The 21,729-nt window shown below is 68.9% G+C and carries 16 protein-coding genes; 13 read left to right on the top strand and 3 right to left on the bottom strand.

Annotated elements, in window-relative coordinates:
• Positions 1–14: 14 nt before the first annotated feature.
• Both ACWC24_RS06080 and ACWC24_RS06075 read right to left on the bottom strand, forming a co-directional pair.
• A complete protein-coding gene (locus tag ACWC24_RS06080; protein ID WP_450661615.1) occupies positions 15–836 on the bottom strand; it encodes a hypothetical protein in 822 nt (273 codons plus the stop codon).
• Between the two features lie 90 nt (positions 837–926).
• Positions 927–1,214 carry a hypothetical protein gene (locus ACWC24_RS06075; RefSeq protein ID WP_450661614.1) on the bottom strand — a complete coding sequence of 96 codons (288 nt, stop codon included), beginning with the start codon at positions 1,212–1,214 and terminating at the stop codon, positions 927–929.
• Between the two features lie 347 nt (positions 1,215–1,561).
• Here ACWC24_RS06075 and ACWC24_RS06070 point away from each other — a divergent pair, with 347 nt between their 5' ends.
• From ACWC24_RS06070 to ACWC24_RS06015, 12 genes are all read left to right on the top strand, one after another.
• A complete protein-coding gene (locus ACWC24_RS06070; protein ID WP_450661613.1) occupies positions 1,562–3,814 on the top strand; it encodes an ABC transporter family substrate-binding protein in 2,253 nt (750 codons plus the stop codon).
• Positions 3,815–4,282: 468 nt separating this feature from the next.
• Positions 4,283–6,190, top strand: a complete 1,908-nt coding sequence (gene typA, locus ACWC24_RS06065; protein ID WP_450661612.1) for a translational GTPase TypA — start codon at positions 4,283–4,285, stop codon at positions 6,188–6,190.
• A 492-nt stretch (positions 6,191–6,682) separates the two neighbouring features.
• Positions 6,683–7,705: an ABC transporter permease gene (locus tag ACWC24_RS06060; RefSeq protein ID WP_450661611.1), complete on the top strand. Its 1,023-nt coding sequence runs from the start codon at positions 6,683–6,685 to the stop codon at positions 7,703–7,705.
• A gap of 102 nt (positions 7,706–7,807) precedes the next feature.
• Entirely contained in the window at positions 7,808–9,613 is a 1,806-nt protein-coding gene (locus tag ACWC24_RS06055; RefSeq protein ID WP_450661610.1) for an ABC transporter substrate-binding protein, read from the top strand.
• A 98-nt stretch (positions 9,614–9,711) separates the two neighbouring features.
• Entirely contained in the window at positions 9,712–10,689 is a 978-nt protein-coding gene (locus ACWC24_RS06050) for an ABC transporter permease (RefSeq protein WP_450661609.1), read from the top strand.
• A 15-nt stretch (positions 10,690–10,704) separates the two neighbouring features.
• Positions 10,705–11,766, top strand: a complete 1,062-nt coding sequence (locus tag ACWC24_RS06045; RefSeq protein WP_450661608.1) for an ABC transporter ATP-binding protein — start codon at positions 10,705–10,707, stop codon at positions 11,764–11,766.
• 13 nt (positions 11,767–11,779) lie between these two features.
• A complete protein-coding gene (locus ACWC24_RS06040; RefSeq protein ID WP_450661607.1) occupies positions 11,780–12,901 on the top strand; it encodes an ABC transporter ATP-binding protein in 1,122 nt (373 codons plus the stop codon).
• Positions 12,902–13,118: 217 nt separating this feature from the next.
• Positions 13,119–14,756 carry a peptide ABC transporter substrate-binding protein gene (locus ACWC24_RS06035; protein WP_450661606.1) on the top strand — a complete coding sequence of 546 codons (1,638 nt, stop codon included), beginning with the start codon at positions 13,119–13,121 and terminating at the stop codon, positions 14,754–14,756.
• Between the two features lie 6 nt (positions 14,757–14,762).
• Entirely contained in the window at positions 14,763–15,686 is a 924-nt protein-coding gene (locus ACWC24_RS06030; protein WP_450661605.1) for an ABC transporter permease, read from the top strand.
• A complete protein-coding gene (locus ACWC24_RS06025) occupies positions 15,679–16,665 on the top strand; it encodes an ABC transporter permease (RefSeq protein WP_450661604.1) in 987 nt (328 codons plus the stop codon). The genes ACWC24_RS06030 and ACWC24_RS06025 overlap by 8 nt, the downstream gene beginning before the upstream one ends.
• A gap of 7 nt (positions 16,666–16,672) precedes the next feature.
• Complete coding sequence (locus tag ACWC24_RS06020) at positions 16,673–17,686, top strand: ABC transporter ATP-binding protein (protein ID WP_450661603.1); 1,014 nt, start codon at positions 16,673–16,675, stop codon at positions 17,684–17,686.
• Positions 17,679–18,740 carry an ABC transporter ATP-binding protein gene (locus ACWC24_RS06015; protein ID WP_450661602.1) on the top strand — a complete coding sequence of 354 codons (1,062 nt, stop codon included), beginning with the start codon at positions 17,679–17,681 and terminating at the stop codon, positions 18,738–18,740. Before ACWC24_RS06020 ends, ACWC24_RS06015 begins: the two co-directional genes overlap by 8 nt.
• A 243-nt stretch (positions 18,741–18,983) precedes the next feature.
• Here ACWC24_RS06015 and ACWC24_RS06010 read toward each other — a convergent pair whose 3' ends face one another.
• The gene (locus tag ACWC24_RS06010; protein ID WP_450661601.1) at positions 18,984–21,101 is read right to left on the bottom strand and encodes a prolyl oligopeptidase family serine peptidase; all 2,118 of its coding nucleotides are present in this window, start codon (positions 21,099–21,101) and stop codon (positions 18,984–18,986) included.
• A gap of 173 nt (positions 21,102–21,274) precedes the next feature.
• Between ACWC24_RS06010 and ACWC24_RS06005 the strand changes: the two genes are divergently transcribed.
• Positions 21,275–21,469, top strand: a complete 195-nt coding sequence (locus tag ACWC24_RS06005; RefSeq protein WP_162468695.1) for a hypothetical protein — start codon at positions 21,275–21,277, stop codon at positions 21,467–21,469.
• Positions 21,470–21,729 lie beyond the last annotated feature (260 nt).

The raw sequence follows: 21,729 nt of genomic DNA, 5'->3' as shown, positions 1-21,729 counted from the left end.
AGAAGCGCGGACCGTCAGAAGAAGCGGGGGTCGTCGAAGACCCCGGACGCGACGAGGTACACGTAGAAGTCGGCGAGCGCCACGCTCACCAGCGACGACCACGCCAGCAGCATGTGACGTGCGTTGAGCCGCCCGACGAACTGCCACATCCGGTAGCGCACCGGATGCCGGGAGAAGTGCTTGAGCTTGCCCCCGACGATGTGCCGGCAGGAGTGGCAGGAGACGGTGTACGCCCAGATCAGCGTGATGTTGACCAGGAAGACCAGGGTGCCCAGACCCATGTGACCCCAGCGGTAGTGCTCGTCGCGGAAGGACAGCACGGTGTCGTAGGTCAGGATCCCGGCCACGACGATCGCGGCGTAGAAGAAGTACCGGTGGACGTTCTGGAGGATCAGCGGGAAGCGGCTCTCACCGGTGTACGCGCGGTGCGGCTCGGCCACCGCGCAGGCCGGCGGCGAGGCCCAGAAGCTGCGGTAGTACGCCTTGCGGTAGTAGTAGCAGGTCAGCCGGAAGCCCAGCGGGAAGATCAGGATGATGATCGCCGGGGAGAGGGCCCACCAGCTGCCGAAGAGGTCGGCGTTGGGTCCCGCGTGCATGGTCCGGCAGTTCTCCGCCAGACACGGCGAGTAGAACGGCGAGACGTACGGTGCCGCGTAGTAGTGCGCGTTCGAGAAGGCCCGCCAGGTCGAGTACACGATGAAGGCGAGCAGCCCGGCCGCGGTGGCGGCCGGGGCCAGCCACCACCGGTCGGTCCGCAGGTGCGGGGCGTCGATCGCGGCGCGCGTCGCGGACCGGACGCCGCCGCTGTTCGGATGAGGTTCCGTACCAGTGGCCAACTTGAGGACTCCCGGTCGGGTTCAGGGGGCGGGTCCGGTCGGGGGACGCGCCGGTTCAAGGGGGCATGCCCGTGCGAGGGGCGCCCCGGATCAGGGGGCGTGCCGGTCGCGGACGCCGAGGCCCTCGTCGTCCGAGTCCGTCCACAGGGTGATGTCGTAGGGCGCGTCGGAGATGGTGACCAGCTCCGGACCGCGCGGGGCGGGCTGGGCCGCCGCCGAGCGCAGCAGGTCGACGCTCTCGCGCAGATGGTCGGTGTCCGCGCGGACGCGGCGCATCTCCAGCCCGCCGGTGCCGAGCTGCCGTTCCAGGCGGCCCACCGACCGCGACAGATCGTCGAGGCTGCGCTGGACCGATATCAGGTCGTCGTGCACGGACATGACGTGACCTCACTTCCAGGGGCCGGGCGGCCGCGGGTGGTGACGTTCATGCGCCTGCGAGTGTTGCGCGTCACACCTGCCGGTGTGAAGGCATGTGCAGCGATTGGCGGATTGCACGCCTCTCACGCACACCCGGGTGCGCTCCCTTTGCGCTCCGTAACTGCCGGGGTTCGCGCGGTTGCGCCGCGCGGGTGGGGTTCCGAGCCGCCGCGGCCGTGTCGCCCCGGACCGGTGAACCCTTTCCTCTTCAGTGGGTCCATAGATCTGATCAACTCCAAAATACCGCCAAATATGATCAAACCCCACTTGTGGCATGGGTGGGAGCGGCTCCCCGGAGGTACCCAGAGATGTCCTACGACGGCCTCGGACCGCGCGCGGTCATGCGCTCGGTCGCCTTCCTCACCGCGGGCGTGCTCGCGGTGCCCCTGCTCGCCGCGTGCAGCTCGGAGGAGGAGCCGAGCAGGCCGCTGGCCGGACAGGACGTCGCGGCGGCAGCGCGCCCCCTGGTCGCCGACGGCGGCACCCTGCACTGGGCCGTGGACACCGTGCCGGAGACGCTCAACGCCTTCCAGTCGGACGCGGACGCCACCACCACCCGCGTCGCCCAGGCCGTCCTGCCGTCGATGTTCCGGCTGGACTCCAACGGGCGCCCGCAGCGCAACGCGGACTTCCTGGAGTCCGCCAAGGTCGTCGAGACCGAGCCCAAACAGGTCGTGCTGTACCGGCTGAACCAGCAGGCCGTGTGGAGCGACGGCCGGGAGATCGGCGCCGCCGACTTCGCCGCCCAGTGGCGCGCCCTGTCCGGCAAGGACAGCGCGTACTGGACCGCGCGCAACGCCGGCTACGACCGCGTCGAGAAGATCGAGCGCGGCGACAACGACCTGGAGGTCCGGGTCACCTTCGCCCGGCCGTACGCCGACTGGCAGTCGCTGTTCGCGCCGCTGTACCCGAAGGAGGTCATGGGCACCCCGGACGCCTTCAACGACGGGGCCCGGCGCAAGCTGAGCGTCACCGCCGGGCCGTTCGCCGTCCAGCAGGTCGACCACAAGGACGCCAAGGTCACCCTGGTCCGCAATCCGCGCTGGTGGGGCCGGCCGGCCAAGCTGTCCGAGATCGTGCTGGCCGCCGTGCCGCGCGACGAGCGCGCCGCCGCCCTGGCCGCCGGCACGCTCGACCTGGCCGACATCGCCCCCGGCGACGTCCAGCGCATCGCGCTCGCCGCGCAGCAGGGCGCCGGCAGCCCGCTCCAGGGCCCGGCGGCCGGCCGGACCGCGGCCAAGGCGCTGCGCTCCTGGGCGCTGCTGCACGGCTCCGACGAGGCGGCCGCCGACCGCGAGGCCCACACCCGCCGGAAGCTGACCACGGAGATCGCCCGGTGGCGGGCCGAGCAGGACGCGCTGCGCGGGATCGAGGTCCGCAAGTCCCTGGAACCGGCCTACACCCAGCTCGCCCTCAACGGCGCCGGCGGTCCCCTCGCCGACGAGCGGGTGCGTCGGGCCGTCGCCCGCGCCATCGACCGGCAGGAGCTGGCGAAGCTCGTCCTCAAGCCGCTCGGCCTGCCCGTCACGCCCGTCGGCAGCCACCTCGCCCTCGCGGGCCAGGACGCCTACGCCGACAGCAGCGGCGCGCTCGGCGGCCAGGACACCACGGAGGCGCGGGCGCTGCTCGCGGACGCGGGCTGGGTGCCGGGCGGCCCGCTCAAGCCGCAGGAGGCCGAGAAGGCGGCCGGGGCCGAAGGGAGGTCCGAGGAGAAGAAGCCCGGCGAGAAGAAGGCCGAGAAGAAGGCCGAGGGGAAGAAGCCCGAGCCCGAGTCCACGGGCGGCAGCGAAGGCGCGTACATCGTCGGCGAGGACAACAAGGCGCCCCGCGCGACCGGGCGGGACCAGGAGCGCGACACGGGCGACGCGGGACCCCGGCCGCTCGCTCAGGACGGCAAGCAGTACACCGACAACCATCTGCGCCAGGGCGGCGCGCCGGGCGCGTACGCCCCCAAGGGCACCGCCGCCCCGGCGGGTGCTCCGGCGGGATTGCTGGCCAAGGACGGCAAGCCGCTCACGCTCCGCTTCGTGCTCCCCGCCGGGGAAGGCTCCGATGCGCTGCGGATCGTCGCCGACCACATCTCCCGCATGCTGGAGCGGGTCGGCATCCGCACCGAGGTGTCCAGGGTCACCGACGAGAGCTACTTCAAGGACCACATCGCCGCCGGCCAGTACGACCTGGCCCTGTACTCCTGGCCGGCCAGTGCCTTCCCCGCCACCGACGCCCGCCCCATCTACGCCAAGCCGGTGCCGGCCGCCGACGGCTCCCTGAGCGTCGAGCAGAACTACACGCGGGTCGGCACCGACCAGGTGGACCAGCTCTTCGACCAGGCGATCTCGACGCTGGACCAGGACGAGGAACGCTCACTGATCCGCAAGGCGGACGCGCGGATCTGGGCGGCCGCCGGATCCATCCCGCTGTACCAGCGCCCCCAGCTCACGGCGGTGCGCAAGGACCTCGTCAACGCGGGCGCCTTCGGCTTCCAGACCCCGGTCTACGAGGACATGGGCTTCCTGAAGAAGGGCGTGACCCGCCCGTCCCCGAGCCCGTCCGGCAACTAGTGCCGCGGCAGGCAACGTTTGCCCGTCAAGGAGCGGCGTCTGGTGCGTGCTCTCGGCGTGCCGGCCGGAAGTCCTCGTACTGGACGTACTCGGGCTTTCGGCCGGTGCGGCGGTGGGGGAGCGTGCCGGGCGTCGCGACGGGGCGAACGTTGCCTGCCGCGGCACTAGGACCTGTCCGGGGCCGCTCGGGCCACCGGGCGGTCCTGGCGGCCCGACCCGGCCCCCGGCGGCCGGCCGGTCCCGGTGGCCCGGCAGGCCGCCTTCGGAGTTCAGACCGTCCGGTGGCCCGGCAGGGCGCCTCATCGCCCGTGGAATGCGGGGCTGAGCTGGGCGGATATGCCCTGGCGCGCCCCAACCGCCACAGCCCCGTACCATGGGGTGAGGCCGTGGCATGTCAAGCCCGGCAGGGCCCGCGTAACACTGACGTACGCGCAGGCCGTCCTCACCACTCCGGGAGTACGCCACACCATGGCAACGCGCCACGACATCCGCAACGTCGCCATCGTCGCCCACGTCGACCACGGCAAGACGACCATCGTCGACGGAATGCTGAAGCAGGCCGGTGCCTTCGCCGCCCATCAGCTCGACTCGGTCGACGACCGCATGATGGACTCGAACGACCTGGAGCGTGAGAAGGGCATCACGATCCTCGCCAAGAACACGGCGGTGAAGTACCACCCCAAGGACGGCGGCGAGCCGATCACGATCAACATCATCGACACCCCCGGCCACGCCGACTTCGGTGGCGAGGTCGAGCGTGGTCTGTCGATGGTCGACGGTGTCGTCCTCCTCGTCGACGCCTCCGAGGGTCCGCTGCCGCAGACCCGCTTCGTGCTGCGCAAGGCGCTCCAGCAGCGTCTGCCCGTCATCCTGTGCATCAACAAGACGGACCGCCCGGACTCCCGGATCGACGAGGTCGTCAACGAGACCTACGACCTCTTCCTCGACCTGGACGCGGACGAGGAGCAGATCGAGTTCCCGATCGTGTACGCCTGCGGCCGTGACGGCATCGCGTCGCTGACCAAGCCGGAGAACGGCACGGTCCCGGCCGACTCCACCAGCCTCGAGCCGTTCTTCTCCACCATCCTGGAGCACATCCCGGCCCCGACCTACGACGAGGCGGCCCCGCTCCAGGCCCACGTCACCAACCTGGACGCCGACAACTTCCTCGGCCGTATCGCGCTGCTGCGCGTCGAGCAGGGCGAGCTGCGCAAGGGCCAGACGGTCGCCTGGATCAAGCGTGACGGCTCCATCAGCAACGTTCGCATCACCGAACTGATGATGACCGAGGCGCTCACCCGCAAGCCCGCCGAGAAGGCCGGCCCCGGTGACATCTGCGCCGTCGCCGGCATCCCGGAGATCATGATCGGTGAGACCCTCGCGGACACCGAGAACCCGATCCCGCTGCCGCTGATCACGGTCGACGAGCCGGCCATCTCCATGGTCATCGGCACCAACACCTCCCCGCTGGTCGGCCGCGGCGGCACCGGCAAGGGCGCCGACGCGAAGGCTGTCGTCAAGGACCGCAAGGTCACCGCCCGCCAGGTCAAGGACCGCCTCGACCGCGAGCTGATCGGCAACGTCTCGCTGCGCGTGCTGGACACCGAGCGTCCGGACGCCTGGGAGGTCCAGGGCCGTGGTGAGCTGGCGCTCGCCATCCTGGTCGAGCAGATGCGCCGCGAGGGCTTCGAGCTGACCATCGGCAAGCCCCAGGTCGTCACCAAGGAGGTCGACGGCAAGACCTACGAGCCCGTCGAGCGCATGACGATCGACGTGCCCGAGGAGCACATGGGCGCCGTCACCCAGCTCATGGGCGTCCGCAAGGGCCGGATGGACAACATGTCCAACCACGGCTCCGGCTGGGTGCGCATGGAGTTCGTGGTGCCCTCCCGCGGTCTGATCGGCTTCCGTACCGAGTTCCTGACCCAGACCCGCGGCACGGGTATCGGCCACTCCATCCACGAGGGCTTCGAGCCCTGGTTCGGCACGCTCCAGACCCGCAACAACGGCTCCCTGGTCGCCGACCGCTCCGGCGCCGTCACCGCGTTCGCGATGACGAACCTCCAGGAGCGCGGTGTGCTGTTCACGGACCCGGGCACCGAGGTGTACGAGGGCATGATCGTCGGCGAGAACTCGCGCTCCGACGACATGGACGTGAACATCACCAAGGAGAAGAAGCTCACGAACATGCGGTCGTCCTCGGCCGACTCGTTCGAGGCGATCGTCCCGCCGCGCAAGCTGTCGCTGGAGCAGTCCCTGGAGTTCTGCCGCGACGACGAGTGCGTCGAGGTGACCCCGGAGGCGGTCCGCATCCGCAAGGTCGTCCTCGACCAGCGCGACCGCGCCCGCACCGCGAGCCGCGCCAAGCACGGCTGACGCTCCCCGCAGAACGCCTCGAAGGCCCGGTCCTCCGCACGTCGGAGGGCCGGGCCTTCGGCGTTCACGGGAGCGTGTGCGCGGGTTCCGGCCGGGCCGGCCGGGCTCTCCCGGAGCCGCTCGCCCCGCCGCCCCGGAGGCGGTCGCAGATCATGTGGGGGAAATGTGGGGGAGATGTGCAGGGTGCGGATTGGAGCGCAATGTGGTGCCGTGCGCGCTGTGTTCGGTTATCGGAGATTCAGCTGTCAAGTTTCGGACATGTAAACAAAATTAAGGTCTCATATGTCTGAAATGGGAAGCCGCTGTCTCACGTGTCAAGCGCGCACAGGTGTCGATCGTCGCAATTTTTGCTCAAAATATTGACGATAGGGAGATCCCTACGTCTTCTTCCCTTGACGCGCGTTGAACTCCTTGGCGAAAGTTCCCCCAAACCACAGAACCTGCCGGTATCTGTGCTGCGCTCAGCTCTCCAACCCCAGGGGAAAGACACACATGACCAGTCCAGTCGCCTTGGACCCGGAGCTCGACGAGTCGAAGCCCGGGGCCGACAAGGGTGAGCAGAAGCTCGAGGGTCGCTCCCCCGGCCAGTTGATGTGGCAGCGCTTCAAGCGTGACCGTACCGGCGTCATCTGTGCCGTGGTAGTGATTTTCTACTTCGTCGTCGCTCTGCTGGCCCCGGTGCTCACCAAGTTGAGCGGGACCGACCCGTACACGCTGTACGGCCAGGACCCGACCTACAACGACTCGCCCGTCCTGGACGAGTTCGGGCTTCCGCTGGGCTGGTTCGGCGGGCTCTCCGGGACGCACTGGTTCGGAGTCGAGCCGCAGTACGGACGCGACGTGTTCGCCATGCTGGTGTACGGCATGCGGACCTCGCTGTTCATGGCCGTCGGCGTCACCGTCCTGCTGATGGTCACGGGTATCGTCATCGGCCTGGTCGGCGGCTACTTCGGCGGTCGGACCGACTACTGGATCGGCCGCGTGACGGACTTCTTCCTGTCCTTCCCGCAGCAGCTGTTCTTCATCGCGTTCATGCCTGTGGTCACGGCGTTCTTCGTCGACCCGCGTGAGGAGACCCCCACATACTTCCGCGCGCTGGCGATGCTGATCGTGCTGTGGCTGCTGGGCTGGATGGGTATGGCGCGCCTGGTGCGCTCGACCGTACTGTCGCTGCGTGAGCGTGAGTTCGTCGAGGCCGCCAAGGTCTCCGGCGCCTCGCCCGGCCGGATCGTCCGCAAGGAGATCCTGCCGAACGTGGTGACGCCCATCCTGGTGCAGTTCACGTACCAGCTGCCCAGCACCATTCTCACCATCGCCTTCCTCTCCTTCGCCGGAGTCGGCTTCGTCGAGCCGACCCCGGACTGGGGGCGGCTGTTCGCGGCGGGCTCGCAATACGCCCAGCAGGACCCGGCGTTCATCTTCTTCCCGGGTGTGGCACTGGTGATCTTCGTCCTGGCCTTCAACCTCCTCGGAGACTCGGTCCGGGACGCCTTCGACCCCAAGTCCGGGCGGTAGCTCGTCCATTGGTGGGGGGTGACTGCCGCCCCCGCGTCGGCCTACCAGCCGCGTCAGGCAGTACTCATGGATAACAACCGACAGGTAGGTGCTTACGCCAACATGAAGTCGTTCACTTCGCGCAGAGCGCGCGCCATCGTGGTCGCCCTCGCGGCCGGTTCCCTCGCGCTGACCGGATGCTCGGCCAACAAGGGCAGCAAGTCCGGGACCGACTCCAAGAAGGACCAGAAGGAAGCGTCGGTTCAGTCGAAGCCGGTCACCTACATCGACGCGGCCGGCTCCACCGGCCCCGCCGCCGAGGTCCCCGGCGCCAAGAGCGGCGGCACCGTCCAGGTCTACCAGGAGGCGGGCCTCTCCCACCTCGACCCGGGCCAGATCTACGTCTCCGACGCCGGTCAGGTCGCCAACCTCCTCTTCCGTCGCCTGACGCAGTTCCAGGAGGACGACAAGGGCAACGTCTCGGTCGCGGGCGACCTCGCCACCGACTCGGGCAAGTCCTCCGACGGCGGCAAGACCTGGACCTTCACCCTGAAGGACGGCATCAAGGACGCCAACGGCAACGCGATCACGTCCGCGGACGTCCGCCACACCGTCGAGCGCCAGTTCGCGAAGTTCATCTTCGACGGCCCGCCCTACCTCCAGACCTGGCTCGCGGGCAACAAGTACGCCTCCGACTACCGCAAGCTGCTGCCCGGCGGCGGCTTCGACGGCAAGCACCTGCCGGCCTCGGTCCTGGACACCCCGGACGCCAAGACCGTCATCTTCCACTTCGACACCGCGCGCCCCGACCTGCCGCAGACGCTGGCCATGGCGGGCTACGCCGTCGTCCCGGCGAAGACGGACACCAAGGAGGCCTACGACAAGGCCCCGGTCGCCACCGGTCCGTACAAGATCTCCTCGTACAAGGCCGGCAAGTCCCTGGTGCTCACCAAGAACACCAACTGGGACCCGAAGACCGACTCCGTGCGTCACCAGTACCCGGACGGCTTCAACTTCCAGTTCGGCATCACCGAGACGACCCAGACCAAGCGTCTGATCGCCGACCAGGGCGAGGACAAGAACGCCATCCAGCTCACGGGCAGCGTCGAGTCCACCCAGATCCAGGACGTCATCGGCAACGCGGCGGTCAACAAGCGCACGGTCAAGGGCTACCAGCCCTACGTGATGCAGCTGTCCTTCAACCTGGACCGCGTCAAGGACATCAAGGTCCGCCAGGCCATCACCTACGCGGTCAACTCCAAGTCGCTCATCGCCGGTGAGGGCGGTGCCTACGGCGGCGACGTGGCGCCGAACTACTTCGCCCCGACCCTGCCGGGCTACGAGGCGACGTACGACCCGTACGGCCGTCTGAAGACGCCGCAGGGCAACATCGCGAAGGCCACGGAGATGGTGAAGGCCCTCCCGGCCGCCGAGAAGAAGCTCGTCTTCGCCTACTCCAACAGCGAGGCCGGCCAGAAGCGCAAGGTCGCCATCGAGGACGCCCTGACCAAGGTCGGCTTCGACGTGGTCTCCAAGGAGGTCGACTCCGCGAGCTACTACGAGCAGATCGGCAAGCTCGACAACCCGTACGACATGTACATCTCGGGTTGGGGCCAGGACTGGCCGTCGCCCGGCACCGTGATCACGCCGGTCTACGACCCGGCCCAGGTCGCCGACGGTTCGCCGAACTACTCGCACGTCAAGGACCCGAAGGTCAAGGAGCTCATCCAGACCGCTCTGAGCCAGGACCCGGTCGCGGCCGCGAAGACCTGGAAGGAAGCCCAGCACTACCTGCTGGAGAAGGTCATTCCGGCGGCGCCGCTCTGGTACACCAAGCAGTTCCAGCTCTCCGGCTCGAACATCGGTGGTGCCCGCTACGGCTCGGTGTCCAGCCTTCTCGACATCAACCGTATCTACGTGAAGTCGTAACCCTCTACGGCTGATCGCGGGGGCGCGCACCAGGCGGAGCGCGCCCCCGCACTTCCGCGAAACCCTCCACCGTCTCCGCAGAGAGCAGCCTCCCCGCCATGCTTCAGTTCATCTTCCGGCGCTCGGTCGGTGCCGTCGTCACGCTTTTCCTTCTCGGCGCCGTCACGTTCTTCCTGTTCGTCGCCGCACCTTCCGACTATGCCTCTCTGGCCTGTGGCAAGGACTGCTCTCCCCAGAGACTGCACGACATCCGTGAGGCGCTGGGCCTGGACCAGCCCCTCGCGCAGCAGTTCTGGAACTTCATGTCCGGCATCGTGATGGGCCGCGACTTCCCGACCGGACACTGCAACGCTCCGTGTCTCGGTGTGTCGTTCTACTCGGGCGACCCGGTGTGGTCCACCATCATGGACCGCTTCCCGACCACCCTGACGCTGACCGCCGGCGGCGCCGTCGTCTTCCTCGTCGTGGGTGTCGGCGCGGGCATGCTCGCCGCCTACAAGCGCGGATCCATGGTCGACAAGATCGCCACGGGCGCGTCGATGGTGCTCAGCTCGTTCCAGATCTACTTCCTCGGCCCGATCGTGCTGATCATCTTCGTCTACAGCACGGGCTTCATGGACAACCCCCAGTACCACCCGATCACCGATGACCCGGTCAAGTGGTTCACGGGCATGCTGCTGCCCACCCTGGTGATGGCCACGATCTTCACCGCGCAGTACACGCGTATGGCGCGCTCGTCGATGATCGAGCAGATGGCCGAGGAGCACGTGCGCACCGCCCGGGCCAAGGGCATGTCCAGCAAGTACGTGTTCTTCCGCTACGCGTGGCGCGGCGCGCTCATCCCGATCGTGACCGTGCTCGGCATCGACATCAGCAGCATGCTGGGCGGCGCCGTCGTCACCGAGATCACCTTCTCCCTCCAGGGGATCGGCCGCCTCGCCGTGGACGGCGCGTCCCACAAGGACCTGCCGCTGACCATGGGCGTCATGCTGTTCGGTGCCTTCTTCATCCTGATCTTCAACATCCTCACCGACATCGCGTACGCCTACATCGACCCGCGCGTCCGGCTCTCCTAGGAAGAACGAACCACCGTGACCACACTGACCAAGACCGAGGACGCCCCGGCCCCCACCGGCCCGGAGAGCTTCCTGTCGGTGCGTGATCTGAAGGTGCAGTTCTCCACCGAGGACGGCATCGTCAAGGCGGTCGACGGACTCTCCTTCGACGTCGAGCGCGGCAAGACCCTGGGCATCGTCGGCGAATCCGGCTCCGGCAAGTCCGTCACCAACCTGACGATCCTGGGGCTGCACAGCCCGCGGACCACCACCGTCGAGGGCGAGATCGTCCTCGACGGCAAGGAACTCGTCACCGCCTCGGAGAAGGAGCTGGAGCGGCTCCGCGGCAACAAGATGGCGATGATCTTCCAGGACCCGCTGACCGCGCTGTCGCCGTTCTACACGGTGGGCCGGCAGCTCTCCGAGCCGTACATGAAGCACACCGGCGCCTCCAAGAAGGAGGCCCGGGACCGGGCCGTGCAGATGCTGGAGAAGGTCGGCATCCCGCAGCCCAAGACGCGCTTCGACGACTACCCGCACCAGTTCTCCGGCGGTATGCGCCAGCGCGCGATGATCGCCATGGCGCTGATGTGCGACCCCGACCTGCTGATCGCCGACGAGCCGACCACCGCGCTGGACGTCACCGTGCAGGCCCAGATCCTGGACCTGCTCAAGGACCTCCAGCAGGAGTTCGGCTCCGCGATCATCTTCATCACGCACGACCTCGGCGTCATCTCCACCATGGCCGACGACCTGCTCGTGATGTACGCGGGCCGGGCCATCGAGCGCGGCAGCGTGCGCGAGGTCATGCGGGAGCCGCGGCACCCGTACACCTGGGGCCTGCTCAGCTCCATGCCGCGGCTGGACAGCGACGTCGACGAGGCGCTCACGCCGATCCCCGGCTCGCCGCCCTCGCTGCTCAACCCGCCGACCGGCTGCCCCTTCCACCCGCGGTGCGCGTTCCGCGACGAGGTGCCCGGCACCCTCTGCACCGACAGCCGGCCGCCGCTGGGCGACGGGCGGGCGTCCGCCTGCCACCTGACGGCCGAGCAGAAGCAGACCATCTTCATCGACAAGATCCAGCCCCGGCTGCGCTAGGGAGAACCGAGACATGAGCGACAACCTCACCCTCCCTACACAGCAGGGCCCCGCCGACGTCACGCCCGCCGAGCCGCTGCTGGAGGTGCAGGGTCTGACCATGCACTTCCCGATCTACGGCGGCTTCCCGATCAAGCGGAAGGTCGGCGCCGTGCAGGCCGTCGACGGCGTCGACCTGACGGTCGGCGTCGGCGAGAGCGTGGGCCTGGTCGGCGAGTCGGGCTGTGGCAAGTCGACCACCGGCCGGCTCATCACCCGTCTGCTGGAGCCCTCCGCCGGAAAGATCACGTACGCCGGCCGGGACATCACCCACGCCTCGCGCCGGGAGATGGCGCCGGTGCGGTCCGAGATCCAGATGATCTTCCAGGACCCGTACTCCTCGCTGAACCCGCGGCAAACCGTCGGCACGATCATCAAGTCGCCGATGGAGGTCAACGGGATCGAGCCGGCGGGCGGCCGGGAGAAGCGGGTCCGCGAGCTCCTGGAGCTCGTCGGCCTCAACCCCGAGCACTACAACCGCTTCCCGCACGAGTTCTCCGGCGGCCAGCGCCAGCGCATCGGCGTGGCCCGCGCGCTCGCCCTGAACCCGAAGCTGATCGTGGCGGACGAGCCGGTCTCCGCGCTGGACGTGTCGATCCAGGCGCAGGTGGTGAACCTGCTCAAGAAGGTCCAGGACGAGCTGGGCATCGCCTTCCTGTTCATCGCCCACGACCTCGCGGTCGTCCGGCACTTCTCGCAGCGTGTCGCGGTCATGTACCTCGGCAAGGTGGTCGAGGTCGGCGACCGGGACGCGATCTACAACCGGCCCCGGCACCCGTACACCCACGCCCTGCTCTCGGCGGTGCCCGAGGTCGAGATGGACGACGACGCGGAGCCCCGCGAGCGGATCCGGCTCTCCGGCGACGTCCCGTCCCCGATCCACCCGCCGTCCGGCTGCCGCTTCCGCACCCGCTGCTGGAAGGCGCAGGACAAGTGCGCCACCGAGGAGCCCCCGCTGCTCCAGATCTCCGGCAACCGGGCCGGCCACCTGACGGCCTGCCACTTCCCGGAGGAGCCGACCACGGAGGCCCGCGACGAGGACGTCATCCTCGACCCGGCGCTCCAGGCGCTGGAGGGGTCTGCCGACCAGGGCTGACCTTTCGCGGGAAACACGGACCGCCGACCGGGGCGGGGCTCTCACGCCCCGCCCCGGTCGTGTGTCTCCGGCGGCCGTACGGCAGCGCCTGCCCTCCCCGGAACGGGTGAAGTGCATGTGCGTTGTGCGCCGTTTGAGGTGATATTGGCCGGTAAAGGATCAGCGCTGCGGCGCTGCCGGCACAGCGCAGTGATGCGCGACCTTGAGGAGGCACTCCATGCGCGGAGCCACGCACGCCAAGTGGGCCGCATGCGCGGCGGCGGCAGCGCTCACGGCGACGGCCTGCGGTGGCGGCGGCGGTGGCGGTGGTGGCGGCGGCACGTCCGGCGGGGTGCTCAGCTCCTCCTGGGGCGACCCGCAGAACCCGCTGGAGCCCGCCAACACCAACGAGGTCCAGGGCGGCAAGGTCCTCGACATGATCTTCCGGGGGCTGAAGCGGTACAACCCCGAGACGGGCGCGGCCGAGGACATGCTCGCCCAGAAGATCGACACCCCGGACTCCCAGAACTTCACCGTCACGCTCAAGCCGGGCTGGAAGTTCAGCAACGGGGAGGCCGTCACCGCGTCCTCCTTCGTGGACGCCTGGAACTACGGCGCGAGCCTGAAGAACAACCAGAAGAACGCGTACTTCTTCGGCTACATCGACGGCTACGACAAGGTCCACCCCGAGGACGGGAGCCAGCAGACCGCCCAGACGCTCTCCGGACTGAAGGTGGTCGACGACAAGACCTTCACCGTCAAGCTCACGCAGAAGTTCTCCACCTTCCCCGACACCCTCGGCTACGTGGCCTACGCCCCGCTGCCGAAGGCGTTCTTCAGCGACCACGCGGGCTGGATCAGCAAGCCGGTCGGCAACGGCCCGTACACCATCGACTCCTACACCAAGGGCTCCCAGATGGTGCTGAAGAAGTGGGGCGGCTACCCCGGTGACGACAAGGCCCAGAACGACGGCGTCACCCTGAAGGTCTACACCGACAACAACACCGCCTACACCGACCTGCTGGCCGGCAACCTCGACCTGGTCGACGACGTGCCCGCGGCCCAGCTGAAGAACGTCAAGAACGACCTGTCCGGCCGGTACATCAACACCCCCGCCGGCATCATCCAGACCCTCGCCTTCCCGTTCTACGACGCCGCCTGGAACAAGAGCGGCTCGGAGAAGGTCCGCAAGGGCCTGTCCATGGCGATCAACCGCGCCCAGATCACCGACACGATCTTCCAGAAGACCCGCACCCCGGCCAGCGACTGGACCTCACCCGTGCTGGGCAAGGCCGGTGGCTTCCAGGACGGCCTGTGCGGGGACGCCTGCAAGTACAACCCGACCGAGGCGAAGAAGCTGATCCAGGAGGGCGGCGGGCTGCCGGGCGGCCAGGTCAAGATCACCTACAACGCGGACACCGGCTCGCACAAGCAGTGGATCGACGCCGTCTGCAACTCCATCAACAACGCCCTCGGCAACGACAAGGCCTGCGTCGGCAACCCGGTCGGCACCTTCGCCGACTTCCGCAGCCAGATCGGCGACAAGAAGATGAGCGGCCCCTTCCGGGCCGGCTGGCAGATGGACTACCCGCTGATCCAGAACTTCCTCCAGCCGCTCTACTACACCAACGCCTCCTCCAACGACGGCCACTGGTCCAACAAGGACTTCGACAAGCTCGTCGACCAGGCCAACGCCGAGACCGACGGCGCCAAGGCGATCAGCATCTTCCAGGACGCCGAGAAGGTCGTCCGGGACAACATGGCGGCCATCCCGCTGTGGTACCAGAACGGCAGCGCGGGCTACTCGGAGCGGTTGTCCAACGTCAAACTCAACCCGTTCTCCGTCCCCGTGTACAACGAGATCAAGGTCGGCTGATCCGCCGTGGGACGCTACGTCGTCCGGCGCCTGCTCCAGATGATCCCGGTGTTCATCGGCGCCACTCTGCTGATCTTCCTCATGGTCAACGTGATGGGCGACCCCATCGCGGGCCTGTGCGGCGAGCGGCAGTGCGACCCCGCCACGGCCGCCCAGCTGAAGAGGGACTTCGGCCTCGACAAGCCGGTCTGGCAGCAGTACGTGACCTACATGGGGAACGTCTTCACCGGCGACTTCGGTACGGCGTTCAACGGCCAGCCCGTCACCGAGCTGATGGCGAGCGCCTTCCCGGTCACCATCCGCCTGACGATCGTCGCGATCCTCTTCGAGATCATCGTCGGCATCGCCCTCGGTGTTGTCACGGGCCTGCGCCGGGGCTCGCCCGTCGACACCGGGGTGCTGCTGCTGACCCTCGTCGTGATCTCCGTCCCCACCTTCGTCACCGGTCTGCTGCTCCAGCTGCTGCTGGGCGTCAAGTGGGGCTGGATCAAACCGTCGGTCTCGCCCGACGCCACCTTCGGCGAGCTGATCGTGCCGGGCCTGGTGCTGGCCTCCGTGTCCCTGGCCTACGTCACCCGGCTGACCCGTACCTCCATCGCGGAGAACAAGCGCTCCGACTACGTCCGTACGGCGGTCGCCAAGGGCCTGCCCCGGCACCGGGTCGTCACCCGGCACCTGCTGCGCAACTCCCTCATCCCGGTGGTCACCTTCATCGGCACCGACATCGGCGCCCTGATGGGCGGCGCGATCGTCACCGAGCGGATCTTCAACATCCACGGCGTCGGCTACCAGCTCTACCAGGGCATCCTGCGCCAGAACACCCAGACCGTGGTCGGCTTCGTGACCGTGCTGGTGATCGTCTTCCTGGTCGCCAACCTGCTCGTCGACCTGCTGTACGCCGTACTCGACCCGAGGATCCGCTATGTCTGACCACCAGGGCACCGGCGCACCCGAGGGCGTCATCGCCCCGACCGGCATGGGAGGGGCGATGGACCTCGCCGCCAGCGAGGCCGAGACCCTGGAGAAGACGCCCGGCGGCCCGCAGGGCACGGGCCCGGCCGGCAAGCCCCGCTCGCTGTGGTCCGACGCCTGGCGCGACCTGCGCCGCAACCCGGTCTTCATCATCTCCGCGCTGGTCATCCTCTTCCTGGTCTTCATCTCCCTGTGGCCCTCGGCGATCGCCTCCGGCAGCCCGCTGAAGTGCAACCTCTCCAAGGCCCAGGAGGGCTCCCAGCCGGGCGCCCCGTTCGGGTACGACGGCCAGGGCTGCAACGTCTACACCCGCACCGTCTACGGCGCCCGTACGTCCGTCACGGTCGGCGTCCTCGCCACGCTCGGGGTCGCGATCCTCGGCAGCGTCCTGGGCGGCTTCGCGGGCTTCTTCGGCGGGTTCTGGGACTCGATCCTGTCCCGGGTCACGGACGTCTTCTTCGCCATCCCGGTCGTCCTCGGCGGTCTGGTGCTGCTGTCCGTGGTCACCAGCAACACCGTCTGGCCGGTGATCGGGTTCATGGTGCTGCTGGGCTGGCCGCAGATCTCCCGGATCGCCCGCGGCTCCGTCATCACCGCCAAGCAGAACGACTACGTCCAGGCCGCCCGCGCGCTGGGCGCCTCCAACTCCCGCCTGCTGCTGCGGCACATCGCCCCGAACGCGGTGGCGCCGGTGATCGTCGTGGCGACCATCGCGCTCGGCACCTACATCTCGCTGGAGGCGACCCTGTCGTACCTCGGCGTCGGTCTGAAGCCGCCCAGCGTGTCCTGGGGGATCGACATCTCCGCCGCCTCCCCGTACATCCGCAACGCGCCGCACGCGCTGCTGTGGCCCTCCGGCGCGCTGGCGGTGACCGTACTGGCCTTCATCATGCTCGGCGACGCGGTGCGCGACGCCCTCGACCCGAAGCTGAGGTGACGGCGACATGCTGCTCGAAGTACGCGACCTGCACGTGGAGTTCCGGACCAGGGACGGTGTCGCCAAGGCCGTCAACGGGGTCAGCTACGGCGTCGACGCGGGCGAGACGCTCGCTGTGCTCGGCGAGTCCGGCTCCGGGAAGTCCGTCACCGCGCAGGCGATCATGGGCATCCTCGACATGCCGCCGGGGCGGATCACCGGCGGCGAGATCGTCTTCCAGGACCGGGACCTGCTGACCCTGAAGGAGGAGGAGCGGCGCAAGGTCCGGGGCGCCGGGATGGCGATGATCTTCCAGGACGCGCTGTCGTCCCTGAACCCCGTGCTCTCCGTCGGCGACCAGCTCGGCGAGATGTTCGTCGTGCACCGCGGGATGAGCCGCAAGGACGCCCGGGCCAAGGCCGTGGAGCTCATGGACCACGTCCGCATCCCCGCCGCCAGGGAGCGCGTCAAGCAGTACCCCCACCAGTTCTCCGGAGGCATGCGCCAGCGCATCATGATCGCGATGGCGCTGGCCCTGGAACCGGCCCTGATCATCGCCGACGAACCCACCACCGCCCTCGACGTCACCGTCCAGGCCCAGGTCATGGACCTGCTCGCCGAGTTGCAGCGCGAGTACGACATGGGGTTGATCCTGATCACCCACGACCTGGGCGTGGTCGCGGACGTGGCCGACCGGATCGCGGTGATGTACGCCGGACGGATCGTGGAGCAGGCGCCCGTGCACGACATCTACAAGGCGCCCGCCCACCCCTACACCCGGGGCCTGCTGGACTCCATCCCGCGCCTGGACCAGAAGGGCCAGGAGCTCTACGCGATCAAGGGCCTGCCGCCCAACCTCATGGACATCCCGCCGGGCTGCGCCTTCAACCCGCGCTGCCCGATGGCCCGGGAGGTGTGCCGCATCGACGTCCCGCCGCTGTACGAGGTCGCCGCGCACGGGGAACCCGAGCACGTGGTGGCCGAGCCCGGCGCGGAGCGCGTGAGCGCCTGCCACTTCTGGCGGGAGTGCCTCCATGGCTGAGCCGATCCTGGAGGTCAGCGGACTCCTCAAGCACTACCCGCTCACCCGGGGCATCCTGTTCAAGAAGCAGATCGGCGCCGTGAAGGCCGTCGACGGCGTCGACTTCGCCCTGTTGCGCGGCGAGACCCTCGGCATCGTGGGGGAGTCCGGCTGCGGCAAGTCGACCGTCGCCAAGCTGCTGGTCAACCTGGAGAAGCCGACGGCCGGTTCGATCCGGTACAAGGGCGAGGACATCACCCGGCTGTCCGGGAAGGCGCTGAAGGCCGTACGGCGCAACATCCAGATGGTCTTCCAGGACCCCTACACCTCGCTCAACCCCCGGATGACCGTCGGCGACATCATCGGTGAGCCGTACGACATCCACCCCGAGGTGGCGCCCAAGGGCGAGCGGCGCCGCAAGGTCCAGGAACTGCTGGACGTGGTCGGCCTCAACCCCGAGTACATCAACCGCTATCCGCACCAGTTCTCCGGCGGTCAGCGCCAACGTATCGGCATCGCACGCGGGTTGGCGCTGCGCCCCGAGGTGATCGTCGCCGACGAGCCGGTCTCCGCGCTGGACGTGTCGGTGCAGGCGCAGGTCATCAACCTGATGGCGCGCCTCCAGGACGAGTTCGAGCTCTCCTACCTCTTCATCGCGCACGACCTGTCCATCGTCCGGCACATCTCCGACCGGGTCGGTGTGATGTACCTCGGGCGGATCGTGGAGATCGGCAGGGACGCGGAGATCTACGACCACCCCACCCACCCCTACACCCAGGCCCTGCTGTCCGCGGTGCCGGTCCCCGACCCGGAGGCCCGCGAGCACCGCGAGCGGATCATCCTGGCGGGTGACGTGCCGTCCCCGACGAACATCCCCTCCGGCTGCCGTTTCCGCACCCGCTGCTGGAAGGCCCAGGAGCGCTGTGCGCTGGAGGTGCCGGTGCTGGCCGTGCCCGCCGACTTCCGGCACGCGAGCGGACCGCAGGCCCACGACTCGGCCTGCCACTTCGCCGAGGAGAAGCAGGTCGTGCCGCCCGAGGGGGCATCGGACGACCACGGTGACGACCTGTCATAGCAGGCCAAACCCGCATCAAGTGCGTTAACACGCAGGCAACTTGGCCGACGCGATTCCGATATACGGACGCGTCAGTCTGAACAGCGTACGGCCGTGCGGGTGCCGTAAGCGGGCCGGGAGCGCCATGTCTCCCGGCCCGCTGCTGCATTGTGCGCCTAAACCGGCGCCGCTATCGCGGACCTGGCTGGCGTTTCGTCGTGGTTTCTCAATTGATGGTTGCGGTGCGTTGTGGCGTGCTGCCGCTCAGGCGAGTTTCAGGGCGCGGCGGAGGAAGTCCACCTGGAGCAGGAGCAGGTTCTCGGCGACCGTCTCCTGCGGGGTCATGTGGGTGACGCCGGACAGCGGCAGCACCTCGTGCGGACGGCCGGCGGCCAGCAGGGCCGAGGACAGCCGCAGGGCGTGCGCGACCACCACGTTGTCGTCGGCCAGGCCGTGCACGATCATCAGCGGGCGGTGCGGCCCCTCGGCCGCGGACAGGCCCTCGTCCGTGACCAGACCGCTGTGCGCGTACGCGGCCGCGTCCGTGTCCGGGGTGCCCAGGTAGCGCTCCGTGTAGTGGGTGTCGTAGAGGCGCCAGTCGGTGACCGGGGCGCCGGCGATGCCCGCGTGGAAGACGTCCGGTCGGCGCAGCACGGCCAGCGCCGCCAGATAGCCGCCGAACGACCAGCCGCGGATCGCCACCCTGGACAGGTCGAGCGGGTACGACTTCGCGAGGTCCTGGAGTGCTTCGACCTGGTCGTCCAGCGACACCGTGAAGTCCCGGTGGACCGCCTTCTCCCAGCCCGGCGAGCGACCCGGGGTGCCCCGCCCGTCCGCGACGACGACCGCGAACCCCTGGTCGGCGAACCACTGCGAGGTCAGATGCGCGTTGTGCGCGGAGACCACCCGCTGGCCGTGCGGGCCGCCGTAGGGGTCCATCAGGACCGGCAGGGGAGTGTCGCCGGGGTAGTCCGAAGGCATAAGCACGGCGCACGGAATTCTCCGTGCGCCCCCCTCGGTCAGCGTCACGCGCGGGGACATACCCGGATCTTCGGCGTACGACCGGACAGTTGCCGTCCGCTTTCCGCCACGCAGTACCTGCACCTCCGTCCCCGGGCGATCCAGCGTGGCGGAGGCCAGTACGGTCACGCCCCCGGCGCGCACCGCGGTATGCACGCCGGGCACTTGCGAGACGCGCTCCAAGCCCCTTTCGTTGACTCGATACACATGCACCTCGCCGGTCTCGGGCGCCGTCGCGTCCTCCCCGGCCGACGCCGCGATCAGGACGTCCTCGTCGGCGACGTCGAGCACCGCCCGTACATGCAACTGCGGTCCGGTCAGCGGCCGTTCGCCGACCGTGAGGACCCGCGCGCCGCCCTCGTCCGCGATCCGGATCAGCCGTCCCGACGGGCTCCAGCAGGGCACGCCGGGGAAAAGTTCCAGCCAAATTCGATCTTCATCCGCGTGCACCATCCTGGTCGCCCCCGTGTCCGGGTCCACGGCCAGGAAGAGCTGGCTGCGCTGGTCCCGCGCCTGCACCAGAAGCAGCGGGGCACCCGCCGCTGACCAGTGCACTCGTGCCAGATACGGGTAGCGCGCCCGATCCCAGGAGACCTCCGTGCGGCTTCCGTTCAGGTCGATGATCAGCAGCCTCACCTCCGCGTTGGGCGTGCCAGCCGCCGGGTACGGAACGTGTTGTGGGTCACGTTCAGGATGGGCGGGGTCGGCGATCCACCACCGCCGCACCGGCGTGTCGTCCACCCGCGCGACCAGCAGCCGGTCCGACTCCGGCGCCCACCAGAAGCCTCGCGAACGGGACATCTCCTCGGCCGCGACGAACTCGGCGAGTCCGTAGGTGATCGAGGCCGATTCGGGCTCGGCGAGCGCCCGGTCCCCCTCGCCCTCGGCGTCCACCACGCGCAGGGCGCCCTCGTGGACGTAGGCGACGTGCCGTCCGTCGGGGGCGGGCCGAGGGTCGATCACCGGCCCCGGGACGGGGAGTTCACGTGCCGTACCGGCCCGCAGTTCGGCCGTGAACAACCGCCCGGACAGAGCGAACGAGGCCAGCTCCACGGCCGTGTCGGTGGCGTAGCCGACGATGCCGGCGCTGCCCTCGCGGCTGCGTTCGCGGCGTGCCCGCTCCTCGGCGGAGAGGTGCTCCGAGGCCCCGCCCAGCAGGGCCCGGGGATCGGCGGCCACGCGCTCCCGGCCTTCCGGAACGTCCAGTACCCAGAGGGAGTTGGCCCGGTCGGTGCCGGAGCCGGAGCGCAGGAACACCACCCGCGCGCCGTCGGGAGCCACGGTGGACGAACGCGGCGCGCCGAGCGTGAAACGCTGGGTGCGCGCGTGCCGACGGGGAAAGGAATCAGGCTCGGTCGTCATGCCTTGACCATATTGGCCATGCGCCCCCTTGTGCGGCAGTGCGCCGACGGATGCGCGCGCACGGATAGTTATGATCACTAGCGCTGCGTGGGTATGAACCCGCTGGCTGCTGTACGGATTTACCAGTTCCCCTGCTGTGCCCCCACGTCCCCGGTCCTTGGAGGTGAGCCGCCGTGGCACTCTCGATTTCGGCGGTAGTGCTGCTGGCGATCGTCGTCTTCCTGCTGATCAAGAAGTCGGGCCTGAAGGGCGGGCACGCGGTCGTGTGCATGCTCCTCGGGTTCTACCTCGCCTCGTCGACGGTGGCGCCCACGATCAGCGATCTGACCACGAGCGTCGCCAGCATGATCGGCAGCCTCAAGTTCTGAGCGGTACGGGTGTGCGGGCTCCGGTGGGCTGCTGACCGGACCGGTCCGTCAGCCCTCGGACGCGTACGGCACGAAGTCGGCCCAGGCCTCGGGCGAAAGCCGGAGGCCTGGGCCGGCCACCGAACACCCGTCGGCGCGCCCCATAACGGCATCGTCCGCGAACTTCAGCAGTTCGATCTTGCCGTCCGGCCCGGGACGGGTGTCACTCTTCGTCGGCGAAATCCACCGAGCCCCACCTCTCCTGCCCGCGGTGTTGTCTC

It is taken from the genome of Streptomyces sp. NPDC001443 (assembly GCF_053597355.1).
Note: the sequence above shows the minus strand (reverse complement) of the source record. Positions and strands in the feature narration are given on the sequence as shown.